Below are 26,062 nucleotides of genomic sequence, written 5' to 3' on the forward strand. Positions count from 1 at the left end.
GGAAATCCCGCCGCCATCCTTGAAACTGAGGCTGACCACGGGGAACGGGAGCGCATGCCATGGGACTGACCAGCCACAAGGTCCTCGCGCTGTCCGCGCTGATGACCGCGGCCGCCGTTGTGGCCACCGTCTGGCTCTGGCCCCGACTCGCCCGGCCCACCTGGACGGCCGTCGCCGGACGGCTCGGCACCGTCATCGGCACCCAGCTCGCCGTGATGTGCACCCTCGGGCTGCTCGCCAACAACTACTTCGCCTTCTACAGCAGCTGGCAGGACCTCCTCGGCACCGGTGACGACGGCCCGGTGACCATCCAGAACCGGCTCGACGGCCGCGACCACGGCGTACGGCGGATCTCCGCCGAGAACATCCGCAGCAGCAACACCGTCGGCCGCGCCCCCGCCGAGGTCGGCCGCCTGGAGAAGGTCCGCATCCCCGGCGCGGGGACGGGGCTGTCCACCGACGGGTACGTCTACCTGCCGCCGCAGTATTTCCAGCCCGCGTACAAGGACCGGCGCTTCCCCGCCGCGATCGCCATCACCGGCTTCCCCGGCGACGCCCGCAACCTCATCACCAAGCTCAACTACCCGGCCACCGAGCTGCAGCTCCTCCGCGAGGGCCGGACGAAGCCGACCGTGCTCGTCCTGATGCGCCCCTCCCCCGCGATGCCGCGGGACACCGAGTGCGAGGACGTCCCCGGCGGGCCGCAGGCCGACAGCTACTTCACCCGCGACGTGCCCGCCGCCGTCCGCGCCGCGTACCGGGTCGCCGACGGGCCCGGCAGCTGGGGCCTGATCGGCAACTCCACCGGGGGCTACTGCGCGCTGAAACTCGCCATGCGCCACCCGGACGTCTTCTCCGCGGCCGTCTCCCTCTCCGGCTACTACCGGGCCGCCGAGGACGCCACCACCGGCGACCTCTTCCACGGCGACGAGCACCGGCGCGAGGACGCCGACCTGACCTGGCGCCTCGGCCACCGGCCGCACCCGCCCGTGGCCCTGCTCGTCGGCGGCAGCCGCGAGGGCGACGGCGACTACTACCCCGCCACCCGGAGGTTCGTCGCCGCCGCCGGGGACGGCCCGACGAAGATCTCCTCGATCACCCTCGACACCGGCGGCCACAACTTCCACACCTGGTCGCGGATGCTGCCCGCCTCGCTGGGCTGGCTCGGCGAGCACCTCACCGACCCGCGGCCGTGACCGGCCCGCCGCCGACGGCCGCGGCGGGGACGACTCCGGTGCGGACGGCTCCGGCGGGGACGGGGCGGCGGGGACGGGGGCGGGGACGGGGACGGGCACGACTCCGGCGGGGACGGCTCCCCGGAGAAGGCGGGCAAATCACCCATAATCGGTCGGAGATGCCCGCCTCACGGGAGGTCCCGATGCCGCACCAGCCGACCCGCCGGGCCGTCCTGACCGCCCTCGCCACCGGCACCGGCGCCGCCCTGACCGGCACGGCCCTCACCGGCTGCACCACGCACAGCGTCCGCAGCACGGCGCCCGCCGCCTCGTCCGGCGGCGCCACGCCCACCGGCAGCCCCAGCCCGCATCCCACCCCCGGCGTCACGGTGACCACGGCGGCCGGCCCGGTCGCCGTGCCCGGCGGGCCGGTGCGCGTCGTCGTGCTCGGCAGCCCCGAACTCGACTCCGCCATGACCCTCGGCATCACCCCCGTCGGCGCCACCCGGTCCGCGCTCGACCCCGGCCTGCCCGACTACTGGCCCGCCTCCCGCCTCGCCGAGATCGCCCACGTCGGCGACACCGGCAGCCCCGACCCGGCCCGCATCCGCGCCGTGGAGCCGCAGGTCGTCCTCGGCAGCCAGGACCGCGACGGCACCCGCCTCGCCACCCTGCAGCGGATCGCCCCCACCGTCCTCACCCGCACCCCCGGCCCGCCGTGGAAGGACAACTTCCAGCTGCACGCCCAGACCCTCGGCCGCCGGGAGCAGGCCGCGGCCGTCACCTCCGAGTACCGCCGGCACACCGACCGCGCGACCGCCGTGATCCGCGACGCCGGGTCGGGCGGCCGGCGCATCAGCGTCCTGCGGTTCGTCGAGGGGCCGCCGCCCGGCGTCCGCACCTACGGCCGGCAGAGCTTCCTCGGCACCGTGTTCACCGACCTCGGACTCGCCCGCCCCGACGCCCAGAACACCGCCCAGGACGAGATCGACCTGCCGCCCGACCAGCTCGCCCGCGCCGACGCCGACTTCCTCTTCTACGCCACCTACGGCGACCCCGGCCGCGCCGGCACCACCGCGACCCTCGCCGGCCCCGCCTGGCAGTCCCTGGGCGTCGTCCGCGCGCACCGGGCCTTCCCCGTCGACGACCAGCTGTGGTTCCAGGGCGTCGGCTACACCGGGGCCAATCTGCTCATCGGCGAACTCCAGCGCTTCCTCGGCGGCTGAGCCCGCCCGCCGGACTACCCCGCGGCCCGGCGGCGCAGCGTCAGCAGCAGCACGGCCAGCGCCGTCAGCGCCGCCGCCACCCGCAGCACGCCCGGCGCCGCCGCCCACAGCGCCTCGTTCATCGGCGCCCCCTCCGCCAGCGGCTCGCCCCAGCGGCCGGCGGTGCGGCCCCAGTACCAGACCGCCGCGGCGCCCAGCGCGGCCAGCGGGGTGCCGAGCACCACGAACTTGCGGACGGCGTCCGACAGCCGGCGCGACAGGTAGGCCGCGCCCCAGCCCAGCAGCATGACCAGCAGTTGCCCCGTCACCGCCCCGGCCAGCAGCGCCAGGGCCGCGAACAGCAGCAGCGGCGACGGCCGCCGCGGGGCCCGCACGGCGTCCGCCTTCGGGCCGGCCGCCTTCGCGGCCCCTGCCTTCGGGTCCGCGGCTCCGCCCTTCGGGCCGGACGCGGCCCGGCGGCCCCAGAGGCCGCGGCGCCCCGCCGGCGCCGCGGGCACCGCCTCGACGGGCGCGGACTCCGGCGCCGCCCGCGGGGCGGGCACGGCGTCCGCCTGCGGTTCCTCCGGTTCGAACCGCACGTCCCAGCCGGGAAAGCCCTGCACCGGTGCGCCCGATCCGAAGACCGGCCCCCCGGCGGACGGCCCGGACGCCCGCGGCGGGGCAGGCGGCGCGGGAGACACGGGCGGGGCGGGCGGCGTCCGGCCGTCGGAGGCGTACCCGCCCGCCCCGTCCCCCCGGTCGTCGTCGGCGGGCCTGCGGGGCGGCCCGAGTACCCGGGACGGGCGTTCGATCCGCCACCACTCCCCGACGGGACCGCTCCCGCCGGCCCTGCCGCCGCCTCTCGCGCCCTCGCCGCCCGCGCCGTCCTCCGCCGTGCCTCCGGCCCCGCCGTCCGCCATCGCCCGCACCCCTGCCCGCTCGGCCCCGCCCCCGACCGTGCCGACGGTACCGACTCGTGCCCCGTCCCGGCGAGAGGCGCCGCCGGGCCGGCGCATCCCCGCCCGCGGCACCCGCGGCGCGCCCGCCACGCCCGGTGTCCCACCCCGCGGCACCCGGCCGTGTCCCCGGCACTGGGCCGCGGTCACCCGGGCCGACTAACCTGGGTCGGATGACCACGCAGCAGAGCGGCGCCTCCCGTACGCGGGCGACCACACCCCGCACTCTCGCCGAGGAGCTCCGCGCCCGCAGCGACGAGGAGCTCGCCGGCCTGCTGCGGGCCAGGCCCGACCTGCTGAACCCCGTACCGGGCGACCTCACCCAGCTCTCCGCCCGGCTCTCCGGGCGTGCCTCCGCGCTGCGTGCCCTCGAACGCCTCGACCGCTTCACCCTCCAGGTCGCCGAGGCACTGGCCGCCGCGCCGGACGGCGGCCCCGACACCGTCGTCCGCAACCTGCTGACCGGCCCGGCCCGGGTCAGGCCGCACCCGCAGGCCGACCCCGTGGACCGGGCCGCCGTCACCGCCGCCCTGCCCGGCGCACTCGCCGAACTGCGCAGCCGGGCGCTGCTCTGGGGCCCGGACCAGGCGCTCCGGCTCGTCATCGCCGTCCGCGAGGCGCTCGCCCCGAGCGCGGCCAACCCGGGCCGCACCGGCCTCGGTCCGACGGTCGCCGACGCCACGACGGGCATGTCTCCGGCCCGCCTGCAGGAGCTGCTCGCCGGGGCGGGCCTGCCCGCCACCCCCGATCCGGTGACCGCCGTCGCCGCCCTGACCGGGCTGTTCGAGGACCGCAAGCAGTGCGCGGCGCTGCTGGCCGGTGCCCCGGCGCCCGCCCTCGCCCTGCTCGACCGGCTCGTGTGGGGCCCGCCCACCGGCACGCTGCCCGACGCCGCCCGCCCCGTCACCGCCGAGCAGGCGCGCACCCCGCTGGAGTGGCTGCTCGCCCGCGGTCTGCTGCTGCCGTCCGGGCCGGGCTCCGTGGTGCTGCCCCGCGAGCTCGCCCTGCACCTCCGCGGCGGGCGCAGCCACCGCACGGTCGAGGCGGCCCCTCCCGCGCTCACCGCCACCGCCGACCGGGATCCTGCCGTCGCCGACACCGCCGCGGCCGGCCAGGCGTACACCGCCGTCCGCACCGTCGAGGAGGTCCTCGACGCCTGGGGCCTGCAGCCGCCGCCCACCCTGCGGGCCGGCGGGCTCGGCGTCCGCGACCTCAAGCGCGCCGCCCTCGTCCTGGAGTGCCCCGAGCCGACCGCCGCCTTCTGGCTGGAACTCGCCTACGCGGCCGGTCTGCTCGCCGCCGACGGCGAGGCGGACGAGCGGTGGGCGCCCACCCCCGCGTACGACACCTGGCTGCAGCAGCCGGTCGCCGAACGCTGGGCCCGGCTCGCCGGCAGCTGGCTCACCGCCACCCGCGTCGCCGGTCTCGCCGGCACCCCCGACGGCAAGGGCAAGACCCGGGCCGCCCTCGGCCCCGAACTCGACCGCACCCTCGCCCCCGCCGTCCGCCGGGCGGTGCTGCGGCTCCTCGCCGGCCTGCCCGCCGGCGGCACCGCGACCGCCGCCACGCTGCTGCCCGTGCTGCGCTGGCAGCGCCCGCTGCGCGGCGGGGCCAACGCCGCCGACGGCCGCGACCTGCGCGACCACCTCACCGAGTGGACCCTCCACGAGGCCGAGATGCTCGGGGTCACCGGCCGCGGCGCCCTCTCCTCGGCCGCCCGCGCCCTGCTGGACGGCAGGGATCCGGTGCCGCTGCTCGGCCCGCTGCTGCCGAAGCCCCTCGACCACGTCATCCTGCAGCCCGACCTGACCGCCATCGCGCCGGGGCCGCTGCTCACGCCGCTCTCACAGGCGCTGGCCCTGTGCGCGGACGTCGAGTCGAAGGGCGGGGCGACGGTCTACCGCTTCTCCGCGGAGTCGGTGCGGCGCGCCCTGGACGCCGGCCGCACCGCTGCCGACCTGCACGGCTTCCTCTCCCAGCACTCCCGCACGCCGGTGCCGCAGCCGCTCGCCTACCTGATCGACGACGTGGCCCGCCGGCACGGCGTGCTCCGGGTCGGCGCCGCCTCCTCGTACCTGCGGTGCGACGACCCGGCGCTGCTCAACGAGGTGCTCGCGGACCGCCGCGCCGTCGAGCTGCGGCTGCGCATGATCGCCCCGACCGTGCTCGCCGCGCAGGCCCCCGCGGAGACCCTGCTCGTCGTGCTGCGGGCGATGGGGTACGCGCCGGCGGCGGAGTCCGCCGAGGGCGACGTGCTGATCTCCCGGCCGGACAGTCGGCGCACCCCGCCGCGCAGCGCCCCCGTGCCGGTGCCCGACGGGCCGCCGCGGCCCGACTCCGCCCTGCTCGGCGCGGCGGTCCGGGCGATCCGTGCGGGCGACCGCGCGGCGACCGCCGTCCGCCGGGAGACCGTGGCGGGCCCGGCCGCGACGAGGACGCAGACCGGCCCCGCCCGCACCGACCTGCGGCAGTTGCCGCGCACCGCGGCGGCGGACACCCTGGCGGCCCTGCAGACGGCGGTGCTGCTCGGCGAGCGGATGTGGATCGGCTTCGTCAACGCCGAGGGCATCGCCTCCCAGCGGGTGGTCGACCCGGTCAAGGTCGAGGGCGGGTTCGTCACCGCCTACGACCACCTGTCGGACGAGGTCCGGACGTTCGCCCTGCACCGGATCACCGGCGTCGCCGAGGTCGACGAACCGGCCTGAGGCCCGCCGCCACCGGGAGGGGACGGCGGGCGGGCGGGTCAGTGGCCCTGGGCGGCCTTCGCGTCCTGGTCGGCCTTCTGCTGCTTGGCCTGCTCGACGAAGGTCTGCGGGTCCGGGATCTTGGGCTGCATGCCGGTCAGCAGCCCGGTGGTGGTGAAGGCGGCCGCACCGAGCAGCCCGCCGGGCTGCCCCATGTCGGCGACGGTGTCGAGACCGGGCTCCGCGGCGTGGGCCTGGCCCGCCGCCCCGAGGCTGGAGGCGAGGGCGGCTCCGGAGAGCGCGACGGCGGCGAGAAATCGCTTGTTCATGAACAGCCCAACGAGCCGCCCGCCGTCCGGTCACCGCACACCCCCCGAGTGCGGGACACTGGAAAGTCTGCGACACGACGTACCGGAGGCTTCCCGCGTGAACGACGGACCGCTCATCGTGCAGAGCGACAAGACGCTGCTGCTGGAGATCGACCACCCCAGGGCCGCGGACTGCCGGCGGGTGATCGCGCCGTTCGCCGAACTGGAGCGCGCCCCCGAGCACGTGCACACCTACCGCGTCACCCCGCTCGGCCTGTGGAACGCCCGCGCGGCCGGCCACGACGCCGAGCAGGTCGTGGACGCCCTGGTGTCGTACTCGCGCTACCCGGTGCCGCACGCGCTGCTGGTGGACATCGCCGACACCATGGGCCGCTACGGGCGGCTGCAGCTCCAGAAGCACCCCGTCCACGGGCTGGTGCTCTCCAGCACCGACCGGCCGGTGCTGGAGGAGGTGCTGCGCTCCAAGAAGGTCGCCCCGCTGGTCGGCGCCCGCGTCGACCCCGACACCGTGGTCGTGCACCCGTCGGAGCGCGGCCAGATCAAGCAGACCCTCCTCAAGCTCGGCTGGCCCGCCGAGGACCACGCCGGCTACGTGGACGGCGAGGCCCACCCGATCGAGCTGGACCAGGACGGCTGGACCCTGCGCCCCTACCAGCAGCAGGCGGTGGAGGGCTTCTGGCACGGCGGCAGCGGCGTCGTGGTGCTGCCGTGCGGCGCCGGCAAGACCCTGGTCGGGGCCGCGGCCATGGCGGAGGCCAAGTCGACGACGCTGATCCTCGTCACCAACACCGTCTCGGCCCGGCAGTGGAAGCACGAGCTGGTGAAGCGCACCTCGCTGACCGAGGAGGAGATCGGCGAGTACAGCGGCACCCGCAAGGAGATCCGGCCGGTCACCATCGCGACGTACCAGGTGATGACCACCCGCCGGAAGGGCGTCTACCCGCACCTGGAGCTGTTCGACGCCCGCAACTGGGGCCTGGTCGTCTACGACGAGGTGCACCTGCTACCCGCACCGGTCTTCAAGTTCACCGCCGACCTGCAGGCCCGGCGGCGGCTCGGCCTCACGGCGACCCTGGTCCGCGAGGACGGCCGCGAGGGCGACGTGTTCTCCCTGATCGGGCCCAAGCGCTTCGACGCCCCGTGGAAGGAGATCGAGGCGCAGGGCTACATCGCGCCCGCCGACTGCGTGGAGGTGCGGGTGACGCTCTCCGACTCGGAGCGCCTGATGTACGCCACGGCGGAGGCCGAGGAGCGCTACCGGTTCTGCTCGACCACCGCGACCAAGCGGCGGGTGGTGGAGGCCCTCGTCCGCAAGCACGAGAAGGACCAGACGCTGGTCATCGGCCAGTACATCGACCAGCTGGACGAGCTCGGCGAGGTGCTCGACGCGCCGGTGATCAAGGGCGAGACGTCGAACGCCCAGCGGGAGAAGCTCTTCGACGCGTTCCGCAACAAGGAGATCAGCGTGCTGGTGGTCTCCAAGGTGGCGAACTTCTCCATCGACCTGCCGGAGGCGACCGTCGCCATCCAGGTGTCCGGCACGTTCGGCTCCCGGCAGGAGGAGGCGCAGCGCCTCGGCCGGGTGCTGCGGCCCAAGTCGGACGGTCACATGGCGCACTTCTACTCGGTCGTCGCCCGTGACACCGTCGACCAGGACTTCGCGGCGCACCGGCAGCGCTTCCTCGCCGAACAGGGCTACGCCTATCGGATCGTCGACGCGGACGACATCTGACGGACCGGCCGGCGCGTGCCCGGGGCCCGGGGCCGGTGACTCAGGAGGCGACGCCGTCGCGCCCCAGGAGGACGACCCGGGCGGCGGTGTCGAGCATGATCCCGACGTTGCGGACGGCCTTCGCCACCGGGCTGCGGTGCCGGGGGCCCGCGGCGGTGCGCGGGGCGTCGGCGTGGGCGGCGGGTCGGGCTGCGGGGTGGTCCGGCGCGTTTCTCATGCGTTCCACGGTAAGGAGTCGGCCGCCGACCGCACATCGGCCGGAGGTCGGCCGTGCAGCCCCCCGGACGTCGTCCTTCCGGCGGATCCCGACCCCGACGTCCTGCGGGTCCCGTCCCCGAGAGCGGCGGGCCCCGAGGGGCACGGTCCAGCGGCGGAGCGCCTCCGGAGGCCGGATCCGGGAAGCCCGCCAGGACGGGTACGGGCCGCAACTCCGAGGTGTTCGGGACGCCCGGGGCGGAGCGCGGTGGGCGGCTCACGGGCGGTCCGGGCGGACGCCCCCGTCCGGGTGGTGACGGCCCCGGCGCCCGGCGCGGGGCGGACCCCGGAGGCACTCGGCCGTCCCCGGCAAACCCTTGGCACGGTTCGCGGCCGATCGGCTATCATCGCCGGTCTGCCCCTCCCGAACCGTGGTGCCCCGTCGTGCGGCAGCCGGGGGAGGTCCGGCCGCTCGGCAACCGGCCGGTGTCCTTCTGCCGTGAGCTTTGACGATGAGTCCGCTGCCCCCGTACGGTCCCGTGCGGGCGGGGCAGCCGGGAAGGTTCGCCGTGCACTCCCCCACCACGCCCACCATCGGTGCCACCGGCACGGGTGCCGCCGACGCCTCCGATCCGCTGCAGCGCGAGCGCGACCATCTGGCGTCCTCGCGCGCGGCCCTGCGCGCGATGCGCGCGGACGCCGAGTCGCTCGACCTGCGCGACGTCACCGGCACCTGGGTCTCCGCGGCGGTGCTGCGGCACCAGGTCGAGCAGCGCATCCTCGCCCTCGCCGACCTGGCGCACACCCCGCTGTTCTTCGGCCGCCTCGACTACCTGCACGCGATCAGCGAGGAGCTGGCCGAGGGCGGCGCGGGCGAGCGGTTCTACATCGGGCGCCGGCACGTGCACGACGCGGTCGGCGACCCGATGGTGATCGACTGGCGGGCGCCGGTCTCGCAGCCGTTCTACCGGGCCAGCCGCAAGGACCCGCTGGACGTCGAGCGGCGTCGCCGTTTCGGCTACACGGGCGGCGAACTGACGGCCTATGAGGACGAGCACCTGTCCGACCCGGCGGAGACCGACACCCGGTCGGCGCTGCTCGCGGCGGAGATCGAGAAGCCGCGCGTCGGCCCGATGCGCGACATCGTGGCCACCATCCAGCCCGAGCAGGACGAGATCGTGCGCGCCGACATCGGCGGCACGGTCTGCGTGCAGGGTGCCCCGGGCACCGGGAAGACCGCGGTCGGCCTGCACCGTGTCGCCTACCTGCTGTACGCGCACCGGGACAGGCTGGCCCGCACCGGCACGCTGGTGATCGGGCCGAACAGCTCGTTCCTGCGGTACATCGAGCAGGTGCTGCCCGCGCTCGGCGAGCTGGACGTCGCGCAGGCGACCGTCCAGCAGTTGGTGGCGCACGTGGAGGTGCGCGGCACGGACACCGCGGCGGCGGCGACGGTCAAGGGCGACGCCCGGATGGCCGAGGTGCTGCGGCGCGCGGTGCGGTCCGGCATCACGCTGCCGTCGGAGCCCTGCGTCGTCGTCCGGGGATCGCGGCGCTGGCGCGTCCCGGTGCACGAGCTGACGGAGATCATCGAGGAGCTGCGCGCCCGGGACATCCGGTACGGCGCCGCCCGCGAGGCGCTGCCGCAGCGGATCGCCCACGTGGTGCTGGTGAAGATGGAGCACGGCGGCGAGGCGCCGGACGACCGCGTGCAGGACGCCGTGGCGCGCAACACCGCGGTCAAGGCCGTGGTGAAGGAGTGCTGGCCGCCGGTCGACCCGGTGAAGCTGGTGCACCGGCTGCTGTCGGACGCGGAGTTCCTCGCGGCCTGCGCGGACGGCGTGCTGACGGCGGACGAGCAGGAGGCGGTGCGGTGGGCGAAGCCGCCGCGGTCGGTGCGGACGGCGCCGTGGTCGGCGGCCGACGCGGTGCTCGTCGACGAGGCGGGCGACCTGGTGCAGCGGACCGCCTCGCTCGGTCACGTGGTGCTCGACGAGGCGCAGGACCTCTCGCCGATGCAGTACCGGGCGGTCGGCCGGCGGTGCTCGACCGGTTCGGCGACCGTGCTCGGCGACCTCGCGCAGGGGACGACGCCGTGGGCGACGGCGAGCTGGCCGGAGGCCCTGCACCACCTGGGCAAGCCGGGCGCGCACGTGGAGGAGCTGACGCAGGGCTTCCGGGTGCCGGAGGAGGTCATCGCGTACGCGTCGCGGCTGCTGCCGTCGATCGCGCCGGGGCTGGCACCGGCCGGGTCGGTGCGCGACGCACCGGGCTCGCTGGTGGTCCGGAAGGTCGACGACGACCTGCCGGGCGCCGTCGTGGCGGCGTGCCGCACCGCCCTGGACTCCGAGGGGTCGACCGGGCTGATCGCGGCGGACGACCGGATCCCGCTGCTCGCCGGGGCCCTCGCCGCGGCCGGGCTGCCGTTCCTCGCCCCGGGCGCGGAGACGTCGGCCGAGGCCCGGCTGACCCTGGTGCCGGCCTCGCTGGCGAAGGGTCTGGAGTACGACTACGTGGTGCTCGACGAGCCCGCCGCGGTGGTGGCGGGCGAGCCCGACGAGCGGACCGGGCTGCGCCGCCTCTACGTGGCGCTCACCCGGGCGGTCTCCGGTCTGCAGGTGCTGCACGCGGAGCCGCTGCCGGCCCAGCTGGCCGGCTGACGGACGATCGCCGGTCGGCCGGCCGCCGGGTCGGGCGCCGATCAGGTGTCGGCCAGGGTGCGCCAGGCCGCGACCTTGGCGGGGTCGACCGGCGTCGTCCAGCCGTCGACGCGGACGGCCCCGCCGATGTGGAACGCGTCGAAGCCGGCCGCGCGGAGCCCGGGCACGTGCTCGGACCGCAGGCCGCCGCCGACCAGGATGCGCTGGCGGTAGCCGGGGTCGCCGGCCTTGGCGAGCTCGCCCTCCAGGACGCCCTGGCCCGCGTCGACACCGGCCGGGGAGCCGGAGGTGAGGAAGGTGTCCAGGCCGGGGAGGCCGGCGACGGCCGCGCGGACGGCGGAGCGGTCGGCGCTGTGGTCGATGGCCCGGTGGAAGGTCCAGCGGCAGCCCGCGACGGCCTCGGCGACGGCGGTGGTGGCGGCCAGGTCGACCGCGCCGTCGGCGTCGAGGAATCCGAGGACGAACTCCTCGGCACCCTCGGCCCGCAGGGCGGCGGTGCGGGCGAGCAGGTCGTCGAGGTCGCCGGGGGTGAAGCCGTCGCGGATGCGGAGCATCACCCGGAGCGGGAGGGCGACGGCGGCCCGGATGGCCGCGAAGTCGGCCACCGAGGGGGTGAGCCCGTCGGCGGCCATGTCGGTGACCAGTTCCAGGCGGTCGGCGCCGCCGGACTCGGCGGCCAGGGCGTCCTGGGCGGTCAGCGCGATGACTTCCACGATTGGTCTAGACATATCGCTACCTTGCCACACGGGCCCGCCCCCCGGCGAGCCCCCTCCCGCGATCCGGTCGCCCGGTGCCGGGGGGGGCGGCCCGGGGGAGGACCGGCAGCCCGGGGGCGCCCGGAACGGGGGGCCGCCGCACGGGCCGGGGACGGCCGGCGGGGACGGGCGCGGCGGGAGCGGCCGCCGGGAGGAGGAGCGGAACACCCGGTGCAGCAGAATGGCCGTCATGACCGATGTCCTGCTCGACCGCTGGAACGGCCTGCTGGCCCGCTGCGGCGCCACCGCCGACCCGGAGCCGTACGGCCGCGACCTGCTGGCCCGCTGGGCCGAGCCGCAGCGCCGCTACCACGCGGTCGACCACCTGCGCGCGGTGCTCGACCACGTCGACACGCTGGCCGCGCTCGCCGACGACGCCGACGCGGTGCGGCTGGCCGCGTGGTTCCACGACGCGGTGTACCGGCCCGACCGCTCCGAGAACGAGGAGCGCAGCGCCCAGCTCGCCGTCCGCGCCCTGCGGGAGGCCGGACTGGCGGAGGGGTCCGTCCAGGAGGTCGCCCGGCTGGTGCGCCTGACGGCCGGTCACGACTGCGCCGCGGGCGACCGCAACGGCGAGGTGCTGTGCGACGCCGACCTGGCGATCCTCGGGTCGGCCCCGGAGCGGTACGCGGCGTACGCGGCCGAGGTCCGCGAGGAGTACGCGTTCGTGCCGGAGGAGGCCTTCCGGGCGGGCCGCGCCGCGATCCTGCGGCAGCTGCTGGCGCTGCCGGCGCTCTACCGCACCGCGCAGGCCCGGGAACGCTTCGACGCGGCGGCCCGGACGAACCTGGCGGCCGAGCTCAGCCGTCTCGAAAGCTAGCCTTCCGGCGGCGCAGCCCGGCCGCGGTCAGCCGGGCCACCAGCTCCTTGGAGCCCACCGGCTCGGCGCCGAGCGCGACCGCGCGGTCGTACCAGGCCGCCGGGATGTCGTAGTGGTCGCGCTCGAAGCCCTTCGCGGGGGCGCCGAGCAGCACGGCGAAGGCGTGCAGCTCCTCGTAGCCCGTGTCACTCACGAGGTGCGACCACAGCTTGCCGTGGCCGGGCCAGGTCGGCGGGTCGATGAGGATCACGCGAGGTGCCCGACCGCGGCGACGGCCACGCCCTCCTTGCCGCACACCCAGTGCGGCTCGGGGCCGAGCTCGGGTTCGACGCCCAGCGCGTGCGGGTCGCCCGCGGTCGCGCAGGCCTCGCAGAGCGGCCAGCGGCCGTACGCCTCCAGCAGGGCGTCCTGCACGTCCTGGGCGACCAGCCCGAGGACGTACTCCGTGCCGTCGGGCCACTGCTCCAGCCACCACCGGCGGTGCGTGACGGCGTTCTCGACGAGCGAGACGACGGCGGCGTCGGCGACGTCGCGGGCGGTCAGGTCGGCGAGGATCAGCGCACGGGCGGCGTGCAGGGCGGCTTCGATCTCAGGGCTGGCCATCCCCCCATTGTCGCGCAGCGCCCCACGGCGGGGTGAAGCGGGCGAGAACGCCGCGAGGGCGGCCTCCCCGTGGGGAGACCGCCCTCGCGGGACGATCGGAACCGCTGATCCGCCGGGGATCAGAAGTCCATGTCACCGCCCGGCATGCCGCCGCCGGCGGCCGCGGAGGCCTTCTCCGGCTTGTCGGCGATGACGGCCTCGGTGGTGAGGAAGAGCGCCGCGATGGAGGCGGCGTTCTGCAGCGCGGAGCGGGTGACCTTGGCCGGGTCAATGATGCCCGCGGCGATGAGGTCGACGTACTCGTTGGTGGCGGCGTTCAGACCGTGACCGGCGGGGAGGTTGCGCACCTTCTCCACCACGACACCGCCTTCGAGGCCGGCGTTGGTCGCGATCTGCTTGATCGGGGCCTCCAGCGCGACCTTGACGATGTTGGCACCGGTGGCCTCGTCGCCCTCCAGCTCCAGCTTGTCGAAGACGACCGAGGCCTGGAGCAGCGCGACGCCGCCACCGGCGACGATGCCCTCCTCGACGGCGGCCTTCGCGTTGCGGACGGCGTCCTCGATGCGGTGCTTGCGCTCCTTGAGCTCCACCTCGGTCGCCGCGCCGGCCTTGATGACGGCGACGCCGCCGGCCAGCTTGGCGAGGCGCTCCTGGAGCTTCTCGCGGTCGTAGTCCGAGTCGCTGTTCTCGATCTCGGCGCGGATCTGGTTCACGCGGCCGGCGACCTGGTCGCTGTCGCCGCCACCGTCGACGATGGTCGTCTCGTCCTTGGTGATGACGACCTTGCGGGCGCTGCCCAGCAGGTCGAGACCGGCGTTCTCCAGCTTGAGGCCGACCTCCTCGGAGATGACGGTGCCACCGGTGAGGATGGCGATGTCGCCGAGCATGGCCTTGCGGCGGTCGCCGAAGCCCGGGGCCTTGACGGCGACGGACTTGAAGGTGCCGCGGATCTTGTTCACGACCAGGGTCGACAGCGCCTCGCCGTCGACGTCCTCGGCGATGATGACGAGCGGCTTGCCGCTCTGCATGACCTTCTCCAGCAGCGGGAGGAGGTCCTTGACCGAGCTGATCTTGGAGTTGGCGATGAGGATGTAGGGGTCCTCGAAGCTGGTCTCCATGCGCTCCAGGTCGGTGGCGAAGTACGCGGAGATGTAGCCCTTGTCGAAGCGCATGCCCTCGGTGAGCTCGAGCTCCAGACCGAAGGTGTTGCTCTCCTCGACGGTGATGACGCCTTCCTTGCCGACCTTGTCCATCGCCTCGGCGATGAGCTCGCCGATCTGGGTGTCGGCGGCGGAGATCGAGGCGGTGGAGGCGATCTGCTCCTTGGTCTCGACGTCCTTGGCCTGGGCCAGGAGCTGGTCGGAGACCGCGACGACGGCCTTCTCGATGCCGCGCTTGAGGGCCATCGGGTTGGCGCCGGCGGCGACGTTGCGCAGGCCCTCGCGCACGAGCGCCTGGGCGAGCACGGTGGCGGTGGTGGTGCCGTCACCCGCGACGTCGTCGGTCTTCTTGGCGACCTCCTTGACGAGCTCCGCGCCGATCTTCTCGTACGGGTCCTCGAGCTCGATCTCCTTGGCGATGGAGACACCGTCGTTGGTGATCGTGGGGGCGCCCCACTTCTTCTCCAGAACGACGTTGCGACCCTTGGGGCCGAGCGTGACCTTCACTGCGTCGGCAAGCTGGTTCATGCCGCGCTCAAGGCCGCGGCGAGCTTCCTCATCAAAGGCGATGATCTTGGCCATCAGAAGTGGTCCTCCGGGACACGGTCGACTGCTCGGACCAGAGGTGCCCGCGACGGACGGCCCTGTGAGCGGGGGTCCATTCCCCTACCGCTCGCCGGGGCCTCACCGACCCGGTCCGCTTGTCACTCTCATGCTGTGAGTGCTAACGCCAATAGTTAGCACTCTCGGATGGCGAGTGCAAGCCCGATCGCCGTGTCCGCGCGGATGATTCCCGTCCGCGTCCCGCGCCCCGGACACGACGGAGGCCCGTACGACGGTGTCGTACGGGCCTCCGCGAAGACGAGGTGTGACCACCAGCTCGGGACGAGCCGAGGGCTCCGCAGGTCGCAGTGTCAGGCCGCAGCAGCACGGACCATGTCCGCCTGCGGCCCCTTCTGACCCTGGGAGATCTCGAACTCGACCCGCTGGCCCTCCTCGAGGGTGCGGTAGCCGTCCATCTGGATCGCGCTGTAGTGGACGAAGACGTCCGCACCACCGTCGACCGCGATGAAGCCGTAGCCCTTCTCCGCGTTGAACCACTTGACGGTGCCCTGAGCCATTCCGAACTCCCCTTGTGCTGTGCTGGCCATTCACGGGTCCGCAGGATGCGTTCCCAGGTCCGGTGGCCGGCCCGAGGGAACCCCCCCTTGGGCACAGCCTGTACGCCGCAGACCACCGCACGGGCCCCCGCGGAGGGGGCCGACGGGCGAGTGAATGCGTCGACCGCGGCTGAATGTATCCGGACAGGAGCCCTGTGCAACAGAGCCAACTTCTGGGAATTCCCGCACCATCCCGGGGGATATCACGGGATGAAAGCGCCGGATCTTCGCAATTCGCGCGGGACATAACGGGCGCAGCACGACATAACGCTGCAGGAATTCTGACACTTGCCTGACAGATTCGCCCCGGCGCCCTTCGTGCGGCGTCTCAGCGGGCGGACGGGGCCTGCGATCCGCCCGGGCGCCCCGCGCCCGCGGCCCGGTCGGCGCGGCCGCGCGGGGAATTCCGGGTATTACGGCAGATCAGGGGCGACGTCGCGGAGGGAGGCGCTGCCGCTTTCGGCACTCTACTCCTCCCACCGCCGGTCGAATTCCACCGGGCACGGCAGGAGCCGCCGCCGGTAACGGAAAAAGGCATTCCGTTCCCGGCGGCGGCTCCGATGGTGCGTACGCGTCGCGGACGGGCCGGTGCGACCGGACCGCCCGCGCGGCGGGGCCTCAGCAGCCGCCGGCCACCGCGGGGATGATCGAGATGGCGGCGCCGTCCTTGATCTCCGTCTCCAGGCCCTCGGCGAAGCGCACGTCGTCGTCGTTCACGTAGACGTTGACGAAGCGGCGCAGCTTGCCGGCGTCGTCCAGGATGCGCGCGGCGATGCCGGCGTGGTTCTGCTCCAGGTCCGCGATGACGGCGGCCAGGGTGGTGCCCTCGGCGGTGACCTCGGCGGAGCCGCCGGTGTAGGTGCGCAGGATGGTCGGGATGCGGACGGTGGCGCTCATACGGTGCTCCTTGCGGACGTGGTGAGGGGGGCTCAGACGAGGCCGGCGGCGCGGAAGGACTCCAGCGTCGGGCGGATGGTGGCGGTGAGGCCGGAGTCGGCGACCGCGTCGAGGGTCTTCAGGCCGTCGCCGGTGTTGATGGCGACGGTCTCCTTCGACGGGTCGAGCTGCCCGGTCTCGACCAGCTTCTTGAGCACGCCGATCGTCACGCCGCCGGCGGTCTCGGCGAAGATGCCCTCGGTGCGCGCCAGGAGCTTGATGGCGGCCACGACCTCGGCGTCGGTGACGTCCTCGACGGCGCCGCCGGTGCGGCGGGCGATGTCGAGGACGTACGGGCCGTCGGCCGGGTTGCCGATGGCCAGCGACTTGGCGATGGTGTCCGGCTTGACCGGGCGGATCACGTCGCGGCCGGCCTTGAAGGCGGCCGAGACCGGGGAGCAGCCCTCGGCCTGGGCGCCGAAGATCTTGTAGGGGCGGTCCTCGACCAGGCCGAGCTTGATCAGCTCCTGCAGGCCCTTGTCGATCTTGGTGAGCTGGGAGCCCGAGGCGATCGGGATGACCAGCTGCTCCGGGAGGCGCCAGCCGAGCTGCTCGCAGATCTCGAAGGCGAGCGTCTTGGAGCCCTCGCCGTAGTACGGGCGGAGGTTGACGTTCACGAAGCCCCAGCCCTCGCCGATCGGGTCGCCGATCAGCTCGGAGCAGAAGCGGTTCACGTCGTCGTAGTTGCCGTCGATGCCGACCAGGGCGCCGCCGTACACCCCGGCCATGACGATCTTGCCCTGCTCCAGGTCGTGCGGGATGAACACGCAGGACTTGAAGCCCGCCCGGGCGGCGGCCGCGCCGACCGCGCCGGCGAGGTTGCCGGTGGACGAGCAGGAGAGCGTGGTGAAGTCGAAGGCGCGGGCGGCCTCGATGGCGCAGGCGACGACGCGGTCCTTGAAGGAGTGCGTCGGGTTGCCAGAGTCGTCCTTGACGTGCAGCTGGGCGGTGAAGCCGAGCTCGCGGCCGAGGTTGTCGGCCTTGACGAGCGGGGTCCAGCCGGGGTTCAGGTTGGGCTTGCCGGCGACGTCGGCGGGCACGGGGAGCAGCGGGGCGTAGCGCCAGATGCTGGCCGGGCCGGCCTCGATGGCCTTGCGGAGCTCCTCGGCGTCGTAGCCGTCGTAGTCGTACGCGATCTCCAGCGGGCCGAAGCACTCGATGCACGCGAAGCTCGGTCCGAGCGGGAAGCGGGTGCCGCACTCGCGACAGGACAGCGCGGCGGCGGGGCCGAGGTCAACGGCGGCAGGGGTAGCGGTAGCCATGATGGCGGAGGCCTCTCTCCTCATCTTCCCCGTGACGCGGGCGCGCCACAGGACGGAATTGGCACCTGTCCCGCGGGGCCTGTGACCGCCCTGCGAGAAGGTTGCCGGGACGTCGACGGGCCGTTCCCTCAGTCCCTCTGGATGAGCTCTGTGAAGTTGTCGGTCCTGCGCTGCGGCGACCCCGGCGTGCGAAGGCGCGACCGCAGTACGAAGACTGTAACCGAAGGCCTGCGGGCCGAGACCCCCGCGTCCGATACGCGAGATGGAAGTTACGAGGAGCGAGACCGTGACCGAGCTGCCCCGTCCCGACGTCCTCCCGGAGGTGGCGACCTGGTTGCGCCGCCGCTCCTGGGCGGCGGCCGACCGTCCGGTGGAGCTGCTGCTCGCCGCCAAACGGGCGGCGGGACGGGACGGGACGGTCAGCGTGGTGCTGCCCGCGCTGGACGAGGAGCCGACCGTCGGCGAGATCGTGACCGCCATCCGCGAGGAGCTGATGGAGCGCCACCCGCTGGTCGACGAACTGGTGGTGGTCGACTCCGGCTCGGTCGACCGCACCGCGGAGACGGCCCGGGCCGCCGGCGCGCGGGTGGTGCACCGCGACGACATCCTGCCGGGGCTGCCCGCCGTCCACGGCAAGGGCGAGGTGCTCTGGCGGTCGCTGCTGGCGACGTCCGGGGCGATCGTCTGCTTCATCGACGCCGACCTGCGCGAGTTCGACCCGGCCTTCGTCTCGGGGATCGTCGGCCCGCTCCTGACCGATCCCGGCATCGCGCTGGTGAAGGCGATGTACGACCGGCCGCTGGAGACCGACGGCGCGGTCGTGCCGGCCGGCGGCGGCCGGGTCACCGAGCTGGTCGCCCGGCCGCTGCTGAACATGCACTGGCCGCAGCTGGCGGGCTTCGTGCAGCCGCTCGGCGGCGAGTACGCGGCGCGCCGCTCGCTGCTGGAGCGGCTGCCGTTCCCCACCGGGTACGGGGTGGAGCTGGGCCTGCTGGTCGACGCCCTGGAGGCGGCCGGACTGGACGCGCTGGCGCAGGTCGACGTCGGGGTGCGGCACCACCGCCACCAGGACGGGCACGCCCTCGGGCGGATGGCCGCCACGATCTACCGGACCGCCCTGGAGCGGCTCGACCGCGCGGACCGGCTGAAGGCGGCCGAGGACCTCGTGCACCCGCTGCTCACGCAGTTCACCCGCGACCCGGGCACCAGCGGCTTCACCGCGCACACCCACCCGGTGACGGCGCTGGAGCGGCCGCCGATGCAGACGCTCGCCGAGTACCGGGAGCGCTGAGCGGCCGCCGCCGCGACCCGGCCGGAACGGCGCCGAATGGTTTGCCACCCCGGTCCGGCGGCAAGCTAGGGGATATGGCCGATCTCGCGTTCGAACCTCCGCAGCAGTCCGGCGCCGCCCCCGTCCTCGTGGCCTCGAACCGGGGCCCGGTGTCCTTCACCAGCGAGGACGACGGCACCCTGACCCTCCGCAGAGGCGGCGGCGGGCTGGTCTCGGGACTGTCCGCGATCGACGACCCGACCGCGGTGTGGGTGTGCGCCGCGCTCGGCGACGCCGACCGCACGGCCGCCCGGCAGGCGCCGGACGGCCGGCTGGACCGCGCCGGGCACGACGTCGGCGGCCAGGCCGTCCGGATGCTGGACATCGAGCCCGGCACCTTCGCCCGGGCCTACAACGGCATCGCCAACTCGACCCTCTGGTTCGTCCACCACCTGCTGTACGACACCCCGGTCAGCCCGGTCTTCGACGACCGCTTCCGCCGCGAGTGGGACTCCTACACGGCGTACAACACCGCCTTCGCCGAGGCGCTCGCCGCCGAGGCCGCCCCCGGCGCCGCCGTGCTCGTGCAGGACTACCACCTCTCGCTCGCCCCGGCGCAGCTCCGCAGGCTCCGCCCCGACCTGCGGATCGGGCACTTCTCGCACACCCCGTGGGCGCCGCCCGAGTACTACCGGCTGCTGCCCGACGACGTCGCCGCCGAGGTGCTCACCGGCATCCTCGGCGCCGACCGGGCCGGCTTCCTCACCGAGCGCTGGGCGCTCGCCTTCGCCGACTGCTGCGAGGCCGTGCTCGGGGCCACCGTCGACCGGGCGGCCCGCACGGTCACCCACGCCGGGCGCACCACGCACCTGGGCGTGCACGGGCTCGGCGCGGACGCCGACTTCCTGCGGGAGCGCGCGCACCGGCCGGACGTCGACGCCCGGCTCGCGGCGCTGCAGGAGGCCGTGGGCGACCGGCGGACGATCGTCCGGGTCGACCGCACCGAGCTCAGCAAGAACATCGTCCGCGGGCTGCTCGCCTACCGGCACCTGCTGCGCAGCCGCCCCGAGTGGCTGGACCGGGTCGTGCACGTCGCCTTCGCGTACCCCTCCCGGCACGACCTGCCGGAGTACCGCGAGTACACGGCGGCGGTGCAGCGGATCGCGCACGAGATCGACGACGAGTTCGCCACGGCCTCCTGGCAGCCGCTGATCCTGCACGTCAACGACGACTTCCCGCGGTCGCTGGCGGCGTACCGGCTCGCCGACGTCGCCCTGGTCAACCCGATCCGGGACGGCATGAACCTCGTCGCCAAGGAGATCCCCGTGGTCTCCGACCACGGTTGCGCGCTCGTGCTCTCCCGCGAGGCCGGCGCGTACGCCGAGCTCGCCGAGGACGCGCTCACGGTCAACCCGTACGACGTGATCGCCACCGCGGAGGCCCTGCACCAGGCGCTCACCATGCCCGCCGGGGAGCGCGCCGACCGCACCAAGCGGCTCGCCGCCGCGGCCACCGCGCTGCCCCCGCAGCAGTGGTTCCTGGACCAGCTCAACGCCCTGCGCTGAGCTCCCCGGCGAGCGCCTCCAGCAGCTCCACCAGGCCGGCCGGGCCCGCGACGACGACGTCGGCCCGGTCGGCCAGCTCGCGCACCGGCGCCTCGCCGGTGGTGGGCCCGCTGCACACCAGCAGGCCCGGCAGGCCCTCGGTGCGGCGCTTCTCGACGGCGGCGTACGCGGCCAGGTCGCCGAGGTCGTCGCCCGCGTAGACCACGGTGCGGGCGGCGGGCCGCTCGGCGAGGAAGGCCGCCAGGGCGCCGCCCTTGTCGACGCCCGGCGGACGGAGTTCCAGCACGAAACGGCCCGGCTCGACCATCAGGCCGTGCTCGGCGGCCAGGGCGGCGAGCGGGGCGCGCAGCGCGTCCACGGCCTGCTGCGGCTCGGCGGTGCGGCGGGTGTGGACGGCCAGCGCGCGGCCCTTGTCCTCCGTCCAGGTGCCCTCGGGCGCGCCCTCCCGGGCGAGCACGGCGGGCAGCGCGGCACGCACGGCGGCCACGCCGGGCGGCGGCTCGGGGGCGGTGAGCGCGCCGGTGAGGGCGTCCCACCGCTCGGCGCCGTACTGCCCGAGGACGGTCAGGTGCTCCAGGCCGGGCACGCCGGCGAAGCCGCCGTACTCGACGGCCAGGGCGGCGGGCCGGCCGGTGACCACGGCGACCGCGTCGACGAGCGGCGCCAGCGCGGCGAGCGCGGCGGCCGCGGCGGGGTGGGCGCGTGCGGCGTCGGGGTCGGCGACGATCGGCGCGAGCGTGCCGTCGAAGTCGAAGGCCAGCACGGCCCCGCCGGGGTCGGCCCGCAGTGCCGCCAGACCGTCCCGTCCGGCCGCGGTGCTCGGTACGAGGTGCTCAGGAATGCCCATGCCCGGGACCGTACCCAGGCTCGGCGCCCGGACACCGCCGGTCAGCGCGCGGCGCGCCTGCGCTCGCGGATCCGGCGCAGCCTGTTGACCAGCACCGGGTCGGCGGCGAGCGCCTCGGGCCGGTCCAGCAGGGCGTTGAGCAGCTGGTAGTAGCGGGTCGCCGACAGGTCGAGCTCCGCGCGGACGGCGCGCTCCTTGGCGCCGGCCGTCCGCCACGGGCGGGCCTCCAGGGCGAGCACGGCCCGTTCGCGCTCGGTCAGCTCGGTCATCGCCACCTCCCCTTACGGGGTGTCATTGTGCCGTGCGGGTGCGACACACTCTGCCGCACCCGCCGGGGCGCCGCCGCGGTTAGCGTCGGGCCATGACCTTCGTCCTGCACGTCCCCGACGCCGGGCTGGAGCCCGAACCGCTCGACCCGGCGCAGATCGTCTCCGGCTCTCCCGAGGTGACCGGCCGTGTGCTGTGGACCTCTCCGGACGGCCGCGAGCTGCGCGGCCTGTGGCAGATCACCCCGGGCGTGGTGACGGACACCGAGGCGGACGAGATGTTCGTGGTGCTGAGCGGCCGGGCCACGATCGAGGTCGAGGGCGGCCCGGTCCTGGAGGTCGGGCCCGGCGACGCCGCCGTCCTGCGGGCGGGCGACCGCACCACGTGGACGGTGCACGAGACGCTGCGCAAGGCGTACGCGCTGACGCTGTCCTGACCGGGCGGTGCCCGGCCCCGGGGCCCCGGCGGGCCGGGGAGCCGGGGCCGGGCGTCAGCGGGAGCGCCCCGCCTCGGCGGCCGCGGCGGCCTGCAGGGCCGTGAGGGCCCCCGTGCCGTCGTTCTTCACGGCGCCGCCGATCTGCTGCTTGACCAGGCCGCTGACCTTGTCCCAGGACGGGTCGCCGTACGGGTAGAAGTTGGCGGTGGGCAGGGCGTTGAGGAACTCGGTGAGGTCCTTGTGCCTGCCGCTGCCGGTCATCTCGGCACGGGTGTCCTGGGTGACCGGCAGCAGGTTGTACTGCTCGTCGAAGGCGAGCTGGTTGTCGGTGCGGTAGAGGAATCCGAGGAACTTCTTGATCTCGCTCCGGTGGCCGTTGGCCTTGAACGCCATGATCCAGTCGGCCACGCCGAAGGAGGCGGGCTTCACTGAGGCGTCGCGCCGCGGGACGGCGGCCGTGCCGTAGTCGATCCGGGCGGCGGTGGCCTTGCTGATCAGGCCGGGGTGGCCGTTGAGCATGGCGACCTTGCCGGCCGCGAAGTCGTTGAAGGCGGTCTTGCGGTCGGTGGCGGCCGGGTCCGCGTAGGTGAGGTGCCTGGCCACGAGGTTGGTGCGCAGCCAGGCGAACGTCGCCTGGTTCTGCGGGCTGTCGACGGTGTAGTTGCCCGCGTTGTCGGCGAGGGCGCCGCCGCCGCCCATCGTCCAGATCATCGACTCCGCCTGCGCCTCCTCGGGCCCGAGCGGCAGCGCGTACGGGGTCACGCCGGGCACCTTGGAGCGGATCAGCTCGGCGTCGTGCCTGAGCTCGTCCCAGGTGGTGGGCGGTCCGTCGATGCCGGCCTTCTCGAAGATCGTGCGGTTGTAGAAGAAGACGCGGGTCGAGGCGACGAACGGGATGCCGTACTGGCTGCCGAGCACCTGGCCGGCCCGGGCGAAGGCGTCGATCATGCCGGCCTGGGTGTCGATGGAGAGCACGTCGGTGGCGGGGTAGAGCCGGTCGGCGGCGACCTGGTCGGCGAAGCCGCCGGTCTGCACGAGGTCGGGGGTGTGTCCGCCGGCGATGAGGGAGGCGACCCGCTTGTCGATGTCGTTCCAGGTCTGGAGGTCGATCTGGACCCTGATGCCGGGGTTCGCCTCCTCGAAGCGGTGGACGACGTCGTCCCAGAAGTGGGCGGTGCTGGTCGCCTCGCTGTCGCCGTAGTCGGCGGCGACGAGGCGGAGGGTGACGTCACCGCCGGAACCGCTGCCGAACGCGCCGCAGCCAGCGGTGAGGACGACGGCGAGGGCGGGCAGGAGGACGCGCCGGGCGGCGCGGGACGCATGCGTGCGAGCGAGGGTGTTCACGCGGGGACCGCCTTCGGGAGGGGAAGCGCCGCCACCCTCCCAAGCGCCGCGCAAGTGGTCCAGACCTGTCCGCACGGTAGTTATCGAAGTGTCAGATCTCGTTGCACCGGCTGCAATCGGATCGGGACGAATCAGGACACCCCCCACGCGGGTTCGGACGGCGGCCACCGCGGCGCCCGCCGCCGTGAAGGCCCGCGCCACCTCCCCACCCCCGGCGCCGCGCGGTCGGTGCGCCGGCCGCAGGGCACGCCGGGCCCGCGGACGCACGGCCGGCCCGCCCGCGGGGAGGAACCCCGCCGCGCCGGCCCGGACGCTCCGGGCGCCGCGCCCGGCGCCGGGCGAGGCGGCCCGCCACGGCCCCGGCCGGGGCCGCCCGCGCACACCGACCCGCCCGTCCGCGCTCGACCGGGGTGCCGACGGGGAAGGAGACAGGCGACGGGCACGGGAGGGGCAATCCGGCAGGGATCCTCCCGGAAGGGACGAACCTCACCAGTTCCGGACCAGACCAATCAAGCAACTGGACTAGACCTCTCGGACCGCCACAAGGGAGACTGTCCCCCGTGAAGCACGTCATCGCACTCGATGTGGGCGGCACCGGCATGAAAGCCGCGCTGCTCGCCCAGGACGGCTCCGTGCTGTTCGAAGCCCGCCGACCCACCGGGCGGGAGCACGGCACGGACGCCGTCGTCGCCGCCATCCTCGACTTCGCCGCCGACCTGGCGGACGAGGGCCGCACCCGCCTCGGGTGCGACCCCCTCGCCGCCGGCGTCGCCGTGCCGGGGACGATCGACGAGAAGAACGGGATCGCGGTCTTCTCCGCCAATCTCGGCTGGCGCGACCTCCCCCTGCGCAAGCTCCTCGGCGAACGCCTCGGCGGGCTGCCCGTCGCCCTCGGCCACGACGTCCGCACCGGCGGGCTCGCCGAGGGCCGGATCGGCGCGGGCCGCGGCGTCGACCGCTTCCTGTTCATCGCGCTGGGCACCGGCATCGCCGGCGCCATCGGCATCGGCGGGCGGATCGAGGCGGGCGCCCACGGCTACGGCGGCGAGATCGGCCACGTGGTGGTCCGCCCCGGCGGGCCGCTCTGCGGCTGCGGGGCCCGCGGCTGCCTGGAGACGCTGGCCTCGGCCTCCGCCGTCTCCCGGGCCTGGGCCGGCGCCAGCGACGACCCGGACGCCGACGCGGCGGCCTGCGCCGCCGCGGTCGAGGCGGGCGACGAGCGCGCCGAGGCCATCTGGCGCGACGCCGTCGAGGCGCTCGCGGACGGGATCGTGCTCGCGCAGAGCCTGCTCGACCCGTCGACGGTGATCATCGGCGGCGGGCTGGCCGAGGCCGGCGAGACGCTCTTCGCACCGCTGCGCGCGGCGGTCTCCGAGCGGCTGACCTTCCAGATGCCCCCCGAGCTGGTCCCGGCCACGCTCAGAGACACAGCTGCTTCCCTGGGCGCGGGTCTGCTCGCCTGGGACCTGCTCTCCACGGAGGTGACCGCGTGACCGCGGACCGCATTGCCCTGGCCGGCGCCCGGCTCGTCCTGCCGGACGGCGTGACCGAGAACGGCCGGATCACCGTGGAGGGCGCGCGGATCGCCGCCTTCGGCGGGGACTCCGTCCCGGGCGACCTCGACCTCACCGGGTACACGGTCGTTCCCGGCTTCGTCGACCTGCACGTGCACGGCGGCGGCGGCGCGTCCTACACGACCGGCATCGCCGAGGAGGCGCTGCGGTCCGCCCGCGCCCACCTGGAGCACGGCACCACCACCACCGTCGCCTCCACCGTCACCGGCGAGATCGACGAGGTGTGCCGCCAGGCCGCCGTGCTCTCCGAGCTGGCCGAGGACGGCGTGCTGGCGGGCGTGCACTTCGAAGGACCGTTCATCTCGCCCGGCCGGTGCGGCGCGCACCAGCCGGACCTGCTGCGCGACCCGGACCCGGCGCTCGTCCGCAAGGTCGTGGACGCCGCCCGCGGCCACGCCCGGATGGTCACGCTCGCCCCCGAGCTGCCCGGCGGCCTGGAGTCGGTGCGCATGCTCGCCGACCTCGGCATCATCGCCGCCGTCGGCCACACCGACTCCGACTACGCCAAGGCGCTGGAGGCGGTCGAGGCCGGCGCGACCGTCGCGACCCACCTGTTCAACGCGATGCCGGGCATCCAGCACCGCGACCCGGGCCCGATCGTCGCCCTGCTGGAGGACGAGCGGGTCACCGTCGAACTGATCAACGACGGCGTGCACCTGCACCCGTCGGTGCTCGACCTCGCGTACGGCACCGCCGGTGCCGACCGGGTGGCCCTGATCACCGACGCGATGGCCGCCGCCGCGATGGGCGACGGGCGCTACTTCCTCGGCCCGCTGGAGGTCGAGGTCACCGGTGGCGTCGCCCGCCTGGTCGAGGGCGGCTCCATCGCCGGCTCGACGCTCACCCTCGACGTGGCGTTCAAGCGCTCCGTCACCGTCAACGGCCTGAGCCTCGGCCAGGCCGCCCGGTCGCTCTCGGCCGTCCCGGCCCGGCTGCTCGGCCTGGCGGACTCCGTCGGAACCCTGGAGGCGGGCAAGTACGCCGACCTCGTCGTCCTCGACTCCGCCACGTACGACCTGGTCGCGGTGATGCGCCGCGGCGAGTGGATCACCGGCGCGGACCGCCTCCCCAGGACCGTCGCGGCCTGATCCCCGTCCCACCGGGGGCGGGAGGTGGCGTACGTCCCG

At 74.8% G+C, this 26,062-nt stretch carries 24 protein-coding genes and 1 riboswitch; of the genes, 11 read left to right on the top strand and 13 right to left on the bottom strand.

The genetic code is table 11. From position 1 onward, the window contains the following. The first annotated feature begins 59 nt into the window (after positions 1-59). Together OG335_RS17265 and OG335_RS17270 are read left to right on the top strand one after the other, a co-directional pair. Positions 60-1,196, top strand: a complete 1,137-nt coding sequence (locus tag OG335_RS17265) for an alpha/beta hydrolase (RefSeq protein ID WP_405012017.1) — start codon at positions 60-62, stop codon at positions 1,194-1,196. 182 nt (positions 1,197-1,378) lie between these two features. Continuing rightward, the gene (locus OG335_RS17270; protein ID WP_405012018.1) at positions 1,379-2,401 is read left to right on the top strand and encodes an ABC transporter substrate-binding protein; all 1,023 of its coding nucleotides are present in this window, start codon (positions 1,379-1,381) and stop codon (positions 2,399-2,401) included. 14 nt (positions 2,402-2,415) lie between these two features. Here the strand turns inward: OG335_RS17270 and OG335_RS17275 are convergent, their stop codons facing one another. Continuing rightward, the gene (locus OG335_RS17275; protein WP_405012019.1) at positions 2,416-3,003 is read right to left on the bottom strand and encodes a hypothetical protein; all 588 of its coding nucleotides are present in this window, start codon (positions 3,001-3,003) and stop codon (positions 2,416-2,418) included. Positions 3,004-3,509: 506 nt separating this feature from the next. Between OG335_RS17275 and OG335_RS17280 the strand changes: the two genes are divergently transcribed. Continuing rightward, complete coding sequence (locus tag OG335_RS17280) at positions 3,510-6,041, top strand: helicase-associated domain-containing protein (RefSeq protein WP_405012020.1); 2,532 nt, start codon at positions 3,510-3,512, stop codon at positions 6,039-6,041. A gap of 38 nt (positions 6,042-6,079) precedes the next feature. On the opposite strand, the gene OG335_RS17285 is transcribed toward OG335_RS17280, so the two are convergent. Continuing rightward, on the bottom strand, positions 6,080-6,349 hold the full coding sequence (locus OG335_RS17285; protein ID WP_405012021.1) for a hypothetical protein: 270 nt from the start codon (positions 6,347-6,349) through the stop codon (positions 6,080-6,082). Between the two features lie 97 nt (positions 6,350-6,446). Between OG335_RS17285 and OG335_RS17290 the strand changes: the two genes are divergently transcribed. Continuing rightward, entirely contained in the window at positions 6,447-8,081 is a 1,635-nt protein-coding gene (locus OG335_RS17290) for a DNA repair helicase XPB (protein ID WP_405012022.1), read from the top strand. 40 nt (positions 8,082-8,121) lie between these two features. Here OG335_RS17290 and OG335_RS17295 read toward each other — a convergent pair whose 3' ends face one another. Further along, on the bottom strand, positions 8,122-8,298 hold the full coding sequence (locus OG335_RS17295) for a hypothetical protein (protein WP_405012023.1): 177 nt from the start codon (positions 8,296-8,298) through the stop codon (positions 8,122-8,124). A 490-nt stretch (positions 8,299-8,788) separates the two neighbouring features. Between OG335_RS17295 and OG335_RS17300 the strand changes: the two genes are divergently transcribed. Then, positions 8,789-10,936 carry a HelD family protein gene (locus OG335_RS17300; protein ID WP_405012024.1) on the top strand — a complete coding sequence of 716 codons (2,148 nt, stop codon included), beginning with the start codon at positions 8,789-8,791 and terminating at the stop codon, positions 10,934-10,936. 41 nt (positions 10,937-10,977) lie between these two features. On the opposite strand, the gene OG335_RS17305 is transcribed toward OG335_RS17300, so the two are convergent. Continuing rightward, entirely contained in the window at positions 10,978-11,664 is a 687-nt protein-coding gene (locus OG335_RS17305; RefSeq protein WP_405012025.1) for a copper homeostasis protein CutC, read from the bottom strand. Between the two features lie 217 nt (positions 11,665-11,881). Between OG335_RS17305 and OG335_RS17310 the strand changes: the two genes are divergently transcribed. Further along, entirely contained in the window at positions 11,882-12,511 is a 630-nt protein-coding gene (locus tag OG335_RS17310) for a hypothetical protein (protein WP_405012026.1), read from the top strand. On the opposite strand, the gene OG335_RS17315 is transcribed toward OG335_RS17310, so the two are convergent. The 6 genes from OG335_RS17315 to thrC all read right to left on the bottom strand — a co-directional run bounded on the left by OG335_RS17315 (position 12,492) and on the right by thrC (position 17,632). Then, positions 12,492-12,761: a DUF4031 domain-containing protein gene (locus OG335_RS17315; RefSeq protein WP_405012027.1), complete on the bottom strand. Its 270-nt coding sequence runs from the start codon at positions 12,759-12,761 to the stop codon at positions 12,492-12,494. The genes OG335_RS17310 and OG335_RS17315 overlap by 20 nt on opposite strands. Further along, positions 12,758-13,114: a hypothetical protein gene (locus OG335_RS17320; RefSeq protein WP_405012028.1), complete on the bottom strand. Its 357-nt coding sequence runs from the start codon at positions 13,112-13,114 to the stop codon at positions 12,758-12,760. Before OG335_RS17320 ends, OG335_RS17315 begins: the two co-directional genes overlap by 4 nt. Before the next feature lie 119 nt (positions 13,115-13,233). Beyond that, positions 13,234-14,856, bottom strand: coding sequence for a chaperonin GroEL (groL, locus tag OG335_RS17325; RefSeq protein ID WP_405012029.1), 1,623 nt, complete (start codon positions 14,854-14,856; stop codon positions 13,234-13,236). Between the two features lie 332 nt (positions 14,857-15,188). Continuing rightward, complete coding sequence (locus OG335_RS17330; RefSeq protein ID WP_100888966.1) at positions 15,189-15,395, bottom strand: cold-shock protein; 207 nt, start codon at positions 15,393-15,395, stop codon at positions 15,189-15,191. Positions 15,396-16,052: 657 nt separating this feature from the next. After that, positions 16,053-16,331 (bottom strand): MoaD/ThiS family protein, encoded by a 279-nt coding sequence (locus OG335_RS17335; RefSeq protein WP_405012030.1) that lies wholly within the window; start codon positions 16,329-16,331, stop codon positions 16,053-16,055. 32 nt (positions 16,332-16,363) lie between these two features. Beyond that, positions 16,364-17,632 (bottom strand): threonine synthase, encoded by a 1,269-nt coding sequence (gene thrC / locus OG335_RS17340; RefSeq protein ID WP_405012031.1) that lies wholly within the window; start codon positions 17,630-17,632, stop codon positions 16,364-16,366. Positions 17,633-17,649: 17 nt separating this feature from the next. Then, positions 17,650-17,780: riboswitch (SAM riboswitch) on the bottom strand. A 138-nt stretch (positions 17,781-17,918) separates the two neighbouring features. Here thrC and OG335_RS17345 point away from each other — a divergent pair. Both OG335_RS17345 and OG335_RS17350 read left to right on the top strand, forming a co-directional pair. After that, a complete protein-coding gene (locus OG335_RS17345) occupies positions 17,919-18,923 on the top strand; it encodes a glucosyl-3-phosphoglycerate synthase (protein ID WP_405012032.1) in 1,005 nt (334 codons plus the stop codon). A 74-nt stretch (positions 18,924-18,997) separates the two neighbouring features. Next, on the top strand, positions 18,998-20,467 hold the full coding sequence (locus OG335_RS17350; RefSeq protein ID WP_405012033.1) for a trehalose-6-phosphate synthase: 1,470 nt from the start codon (positions 18,998-19,000) through the stop codon (positions 20,465-20,467). Here OG335_RS17350 and otsB read toward each other — a convergent pair. Together otsB and OG335_RS17360 are read right to left on the bottom strand one after the other, a co-directional pair. Then, positions 20,451-21,314, bottom strand: coding sequence for a trehalose-phosphatase (otsB, locus tag OG335_RS17355; protein ID WP_405012034.1), 864 nt, complete (start codon positions 21,312-21,314; stop codon positions 20,451-20,453). The genes OG335_RS17350 and otsB overlap by 17 nt on opposite strands. A 41-nt stretch (positions 21,315-21,355) precedes the next feature. Further along, positions 21,356-21,583: a DUF3263 domain-containing protein gene (locus OG335_RS17360; RefSeq protein ID WP_405012035.1), complete on the bottom strand. Its 228-nt coding sequence runs from the start codon at positions 21,581-21,583 to the stop codon at positions 21,356-21,358. Positions 21,584-21,675: 92 nt separating this feature from the next. On the opposite strand from OG335_RS17360, the gene OG335_RS17365 reads away from it, so the two are divergent. After that, on the top strand, positions 21,676-22,017 hold the full coding sequence (locus tag OG335_RS17365) for a cupin domain-containing protein (RefSeq protein ID WP_405012036.1): 342 nt from the start codon (positions 21,676-21,678) through the stop codon (positions 22,015-22,017). A gap of 54 nt (positions 22,018-22,071) precedes the next feature. Here OG335_RS17365 and OG335_RS17370 read toward each other — a convergent pair whose 3' ends face one another. Beyond that, on the bottom strand, positions 22,072-23,361 hold the full coding sequence (locus OG335_RS17370; protein WP_405012037.1) for an extracellular solute-binding protein: 1,290 nt from the start codon (positions 23,359-23,361) through the stop codon (positions 22,072-22,074). 560 nt (positions 23,362-23,921) lie between these two features. On the opposite strand from OG335_RS17370, the gene OG335_RS17375 reads away from it, so the two are divergent. Both OG335_RS17375 and nagA read left to right on the top strand, forming a co-directional pair. Continuing rightward, positions 23,922-24,854, top strand: coding sequence for an ROK family protein (locus OG335_RS17375; protein WP_405012038.1), 933 nt, complete (start codon positions 23,922-23,924; stop codon positions 24,852-24,854). Then, on the top strand, positions 24,851-26,023 hold the full coding sequence (gene nagA, locus OG335_RS17380; RefSeq protein ID WP_405012039.1) for an N-acetylglucosamine-6-phosphate deacetylase: 1,173 nt from the start codon (positions 24,851-24,853) through the stop codon (positions 26,021-26,023). Before OG335_RS17375 ends, nagA begins: the two co-directional genes overlap by 4 nt. Positions 26,024-26,062 lie beyond the last annotated feature (39 nt).

Origin of the sequence: Kitasatospora sp. NBC_01539 (assembly GCF_045040525.1) — a bacterium.
Taxonomy (GTDB): Bacteria; Actinomycetota; Actinomycetes; order Streptomycetales; family Streptomycetaceae; genus Kitasatospora.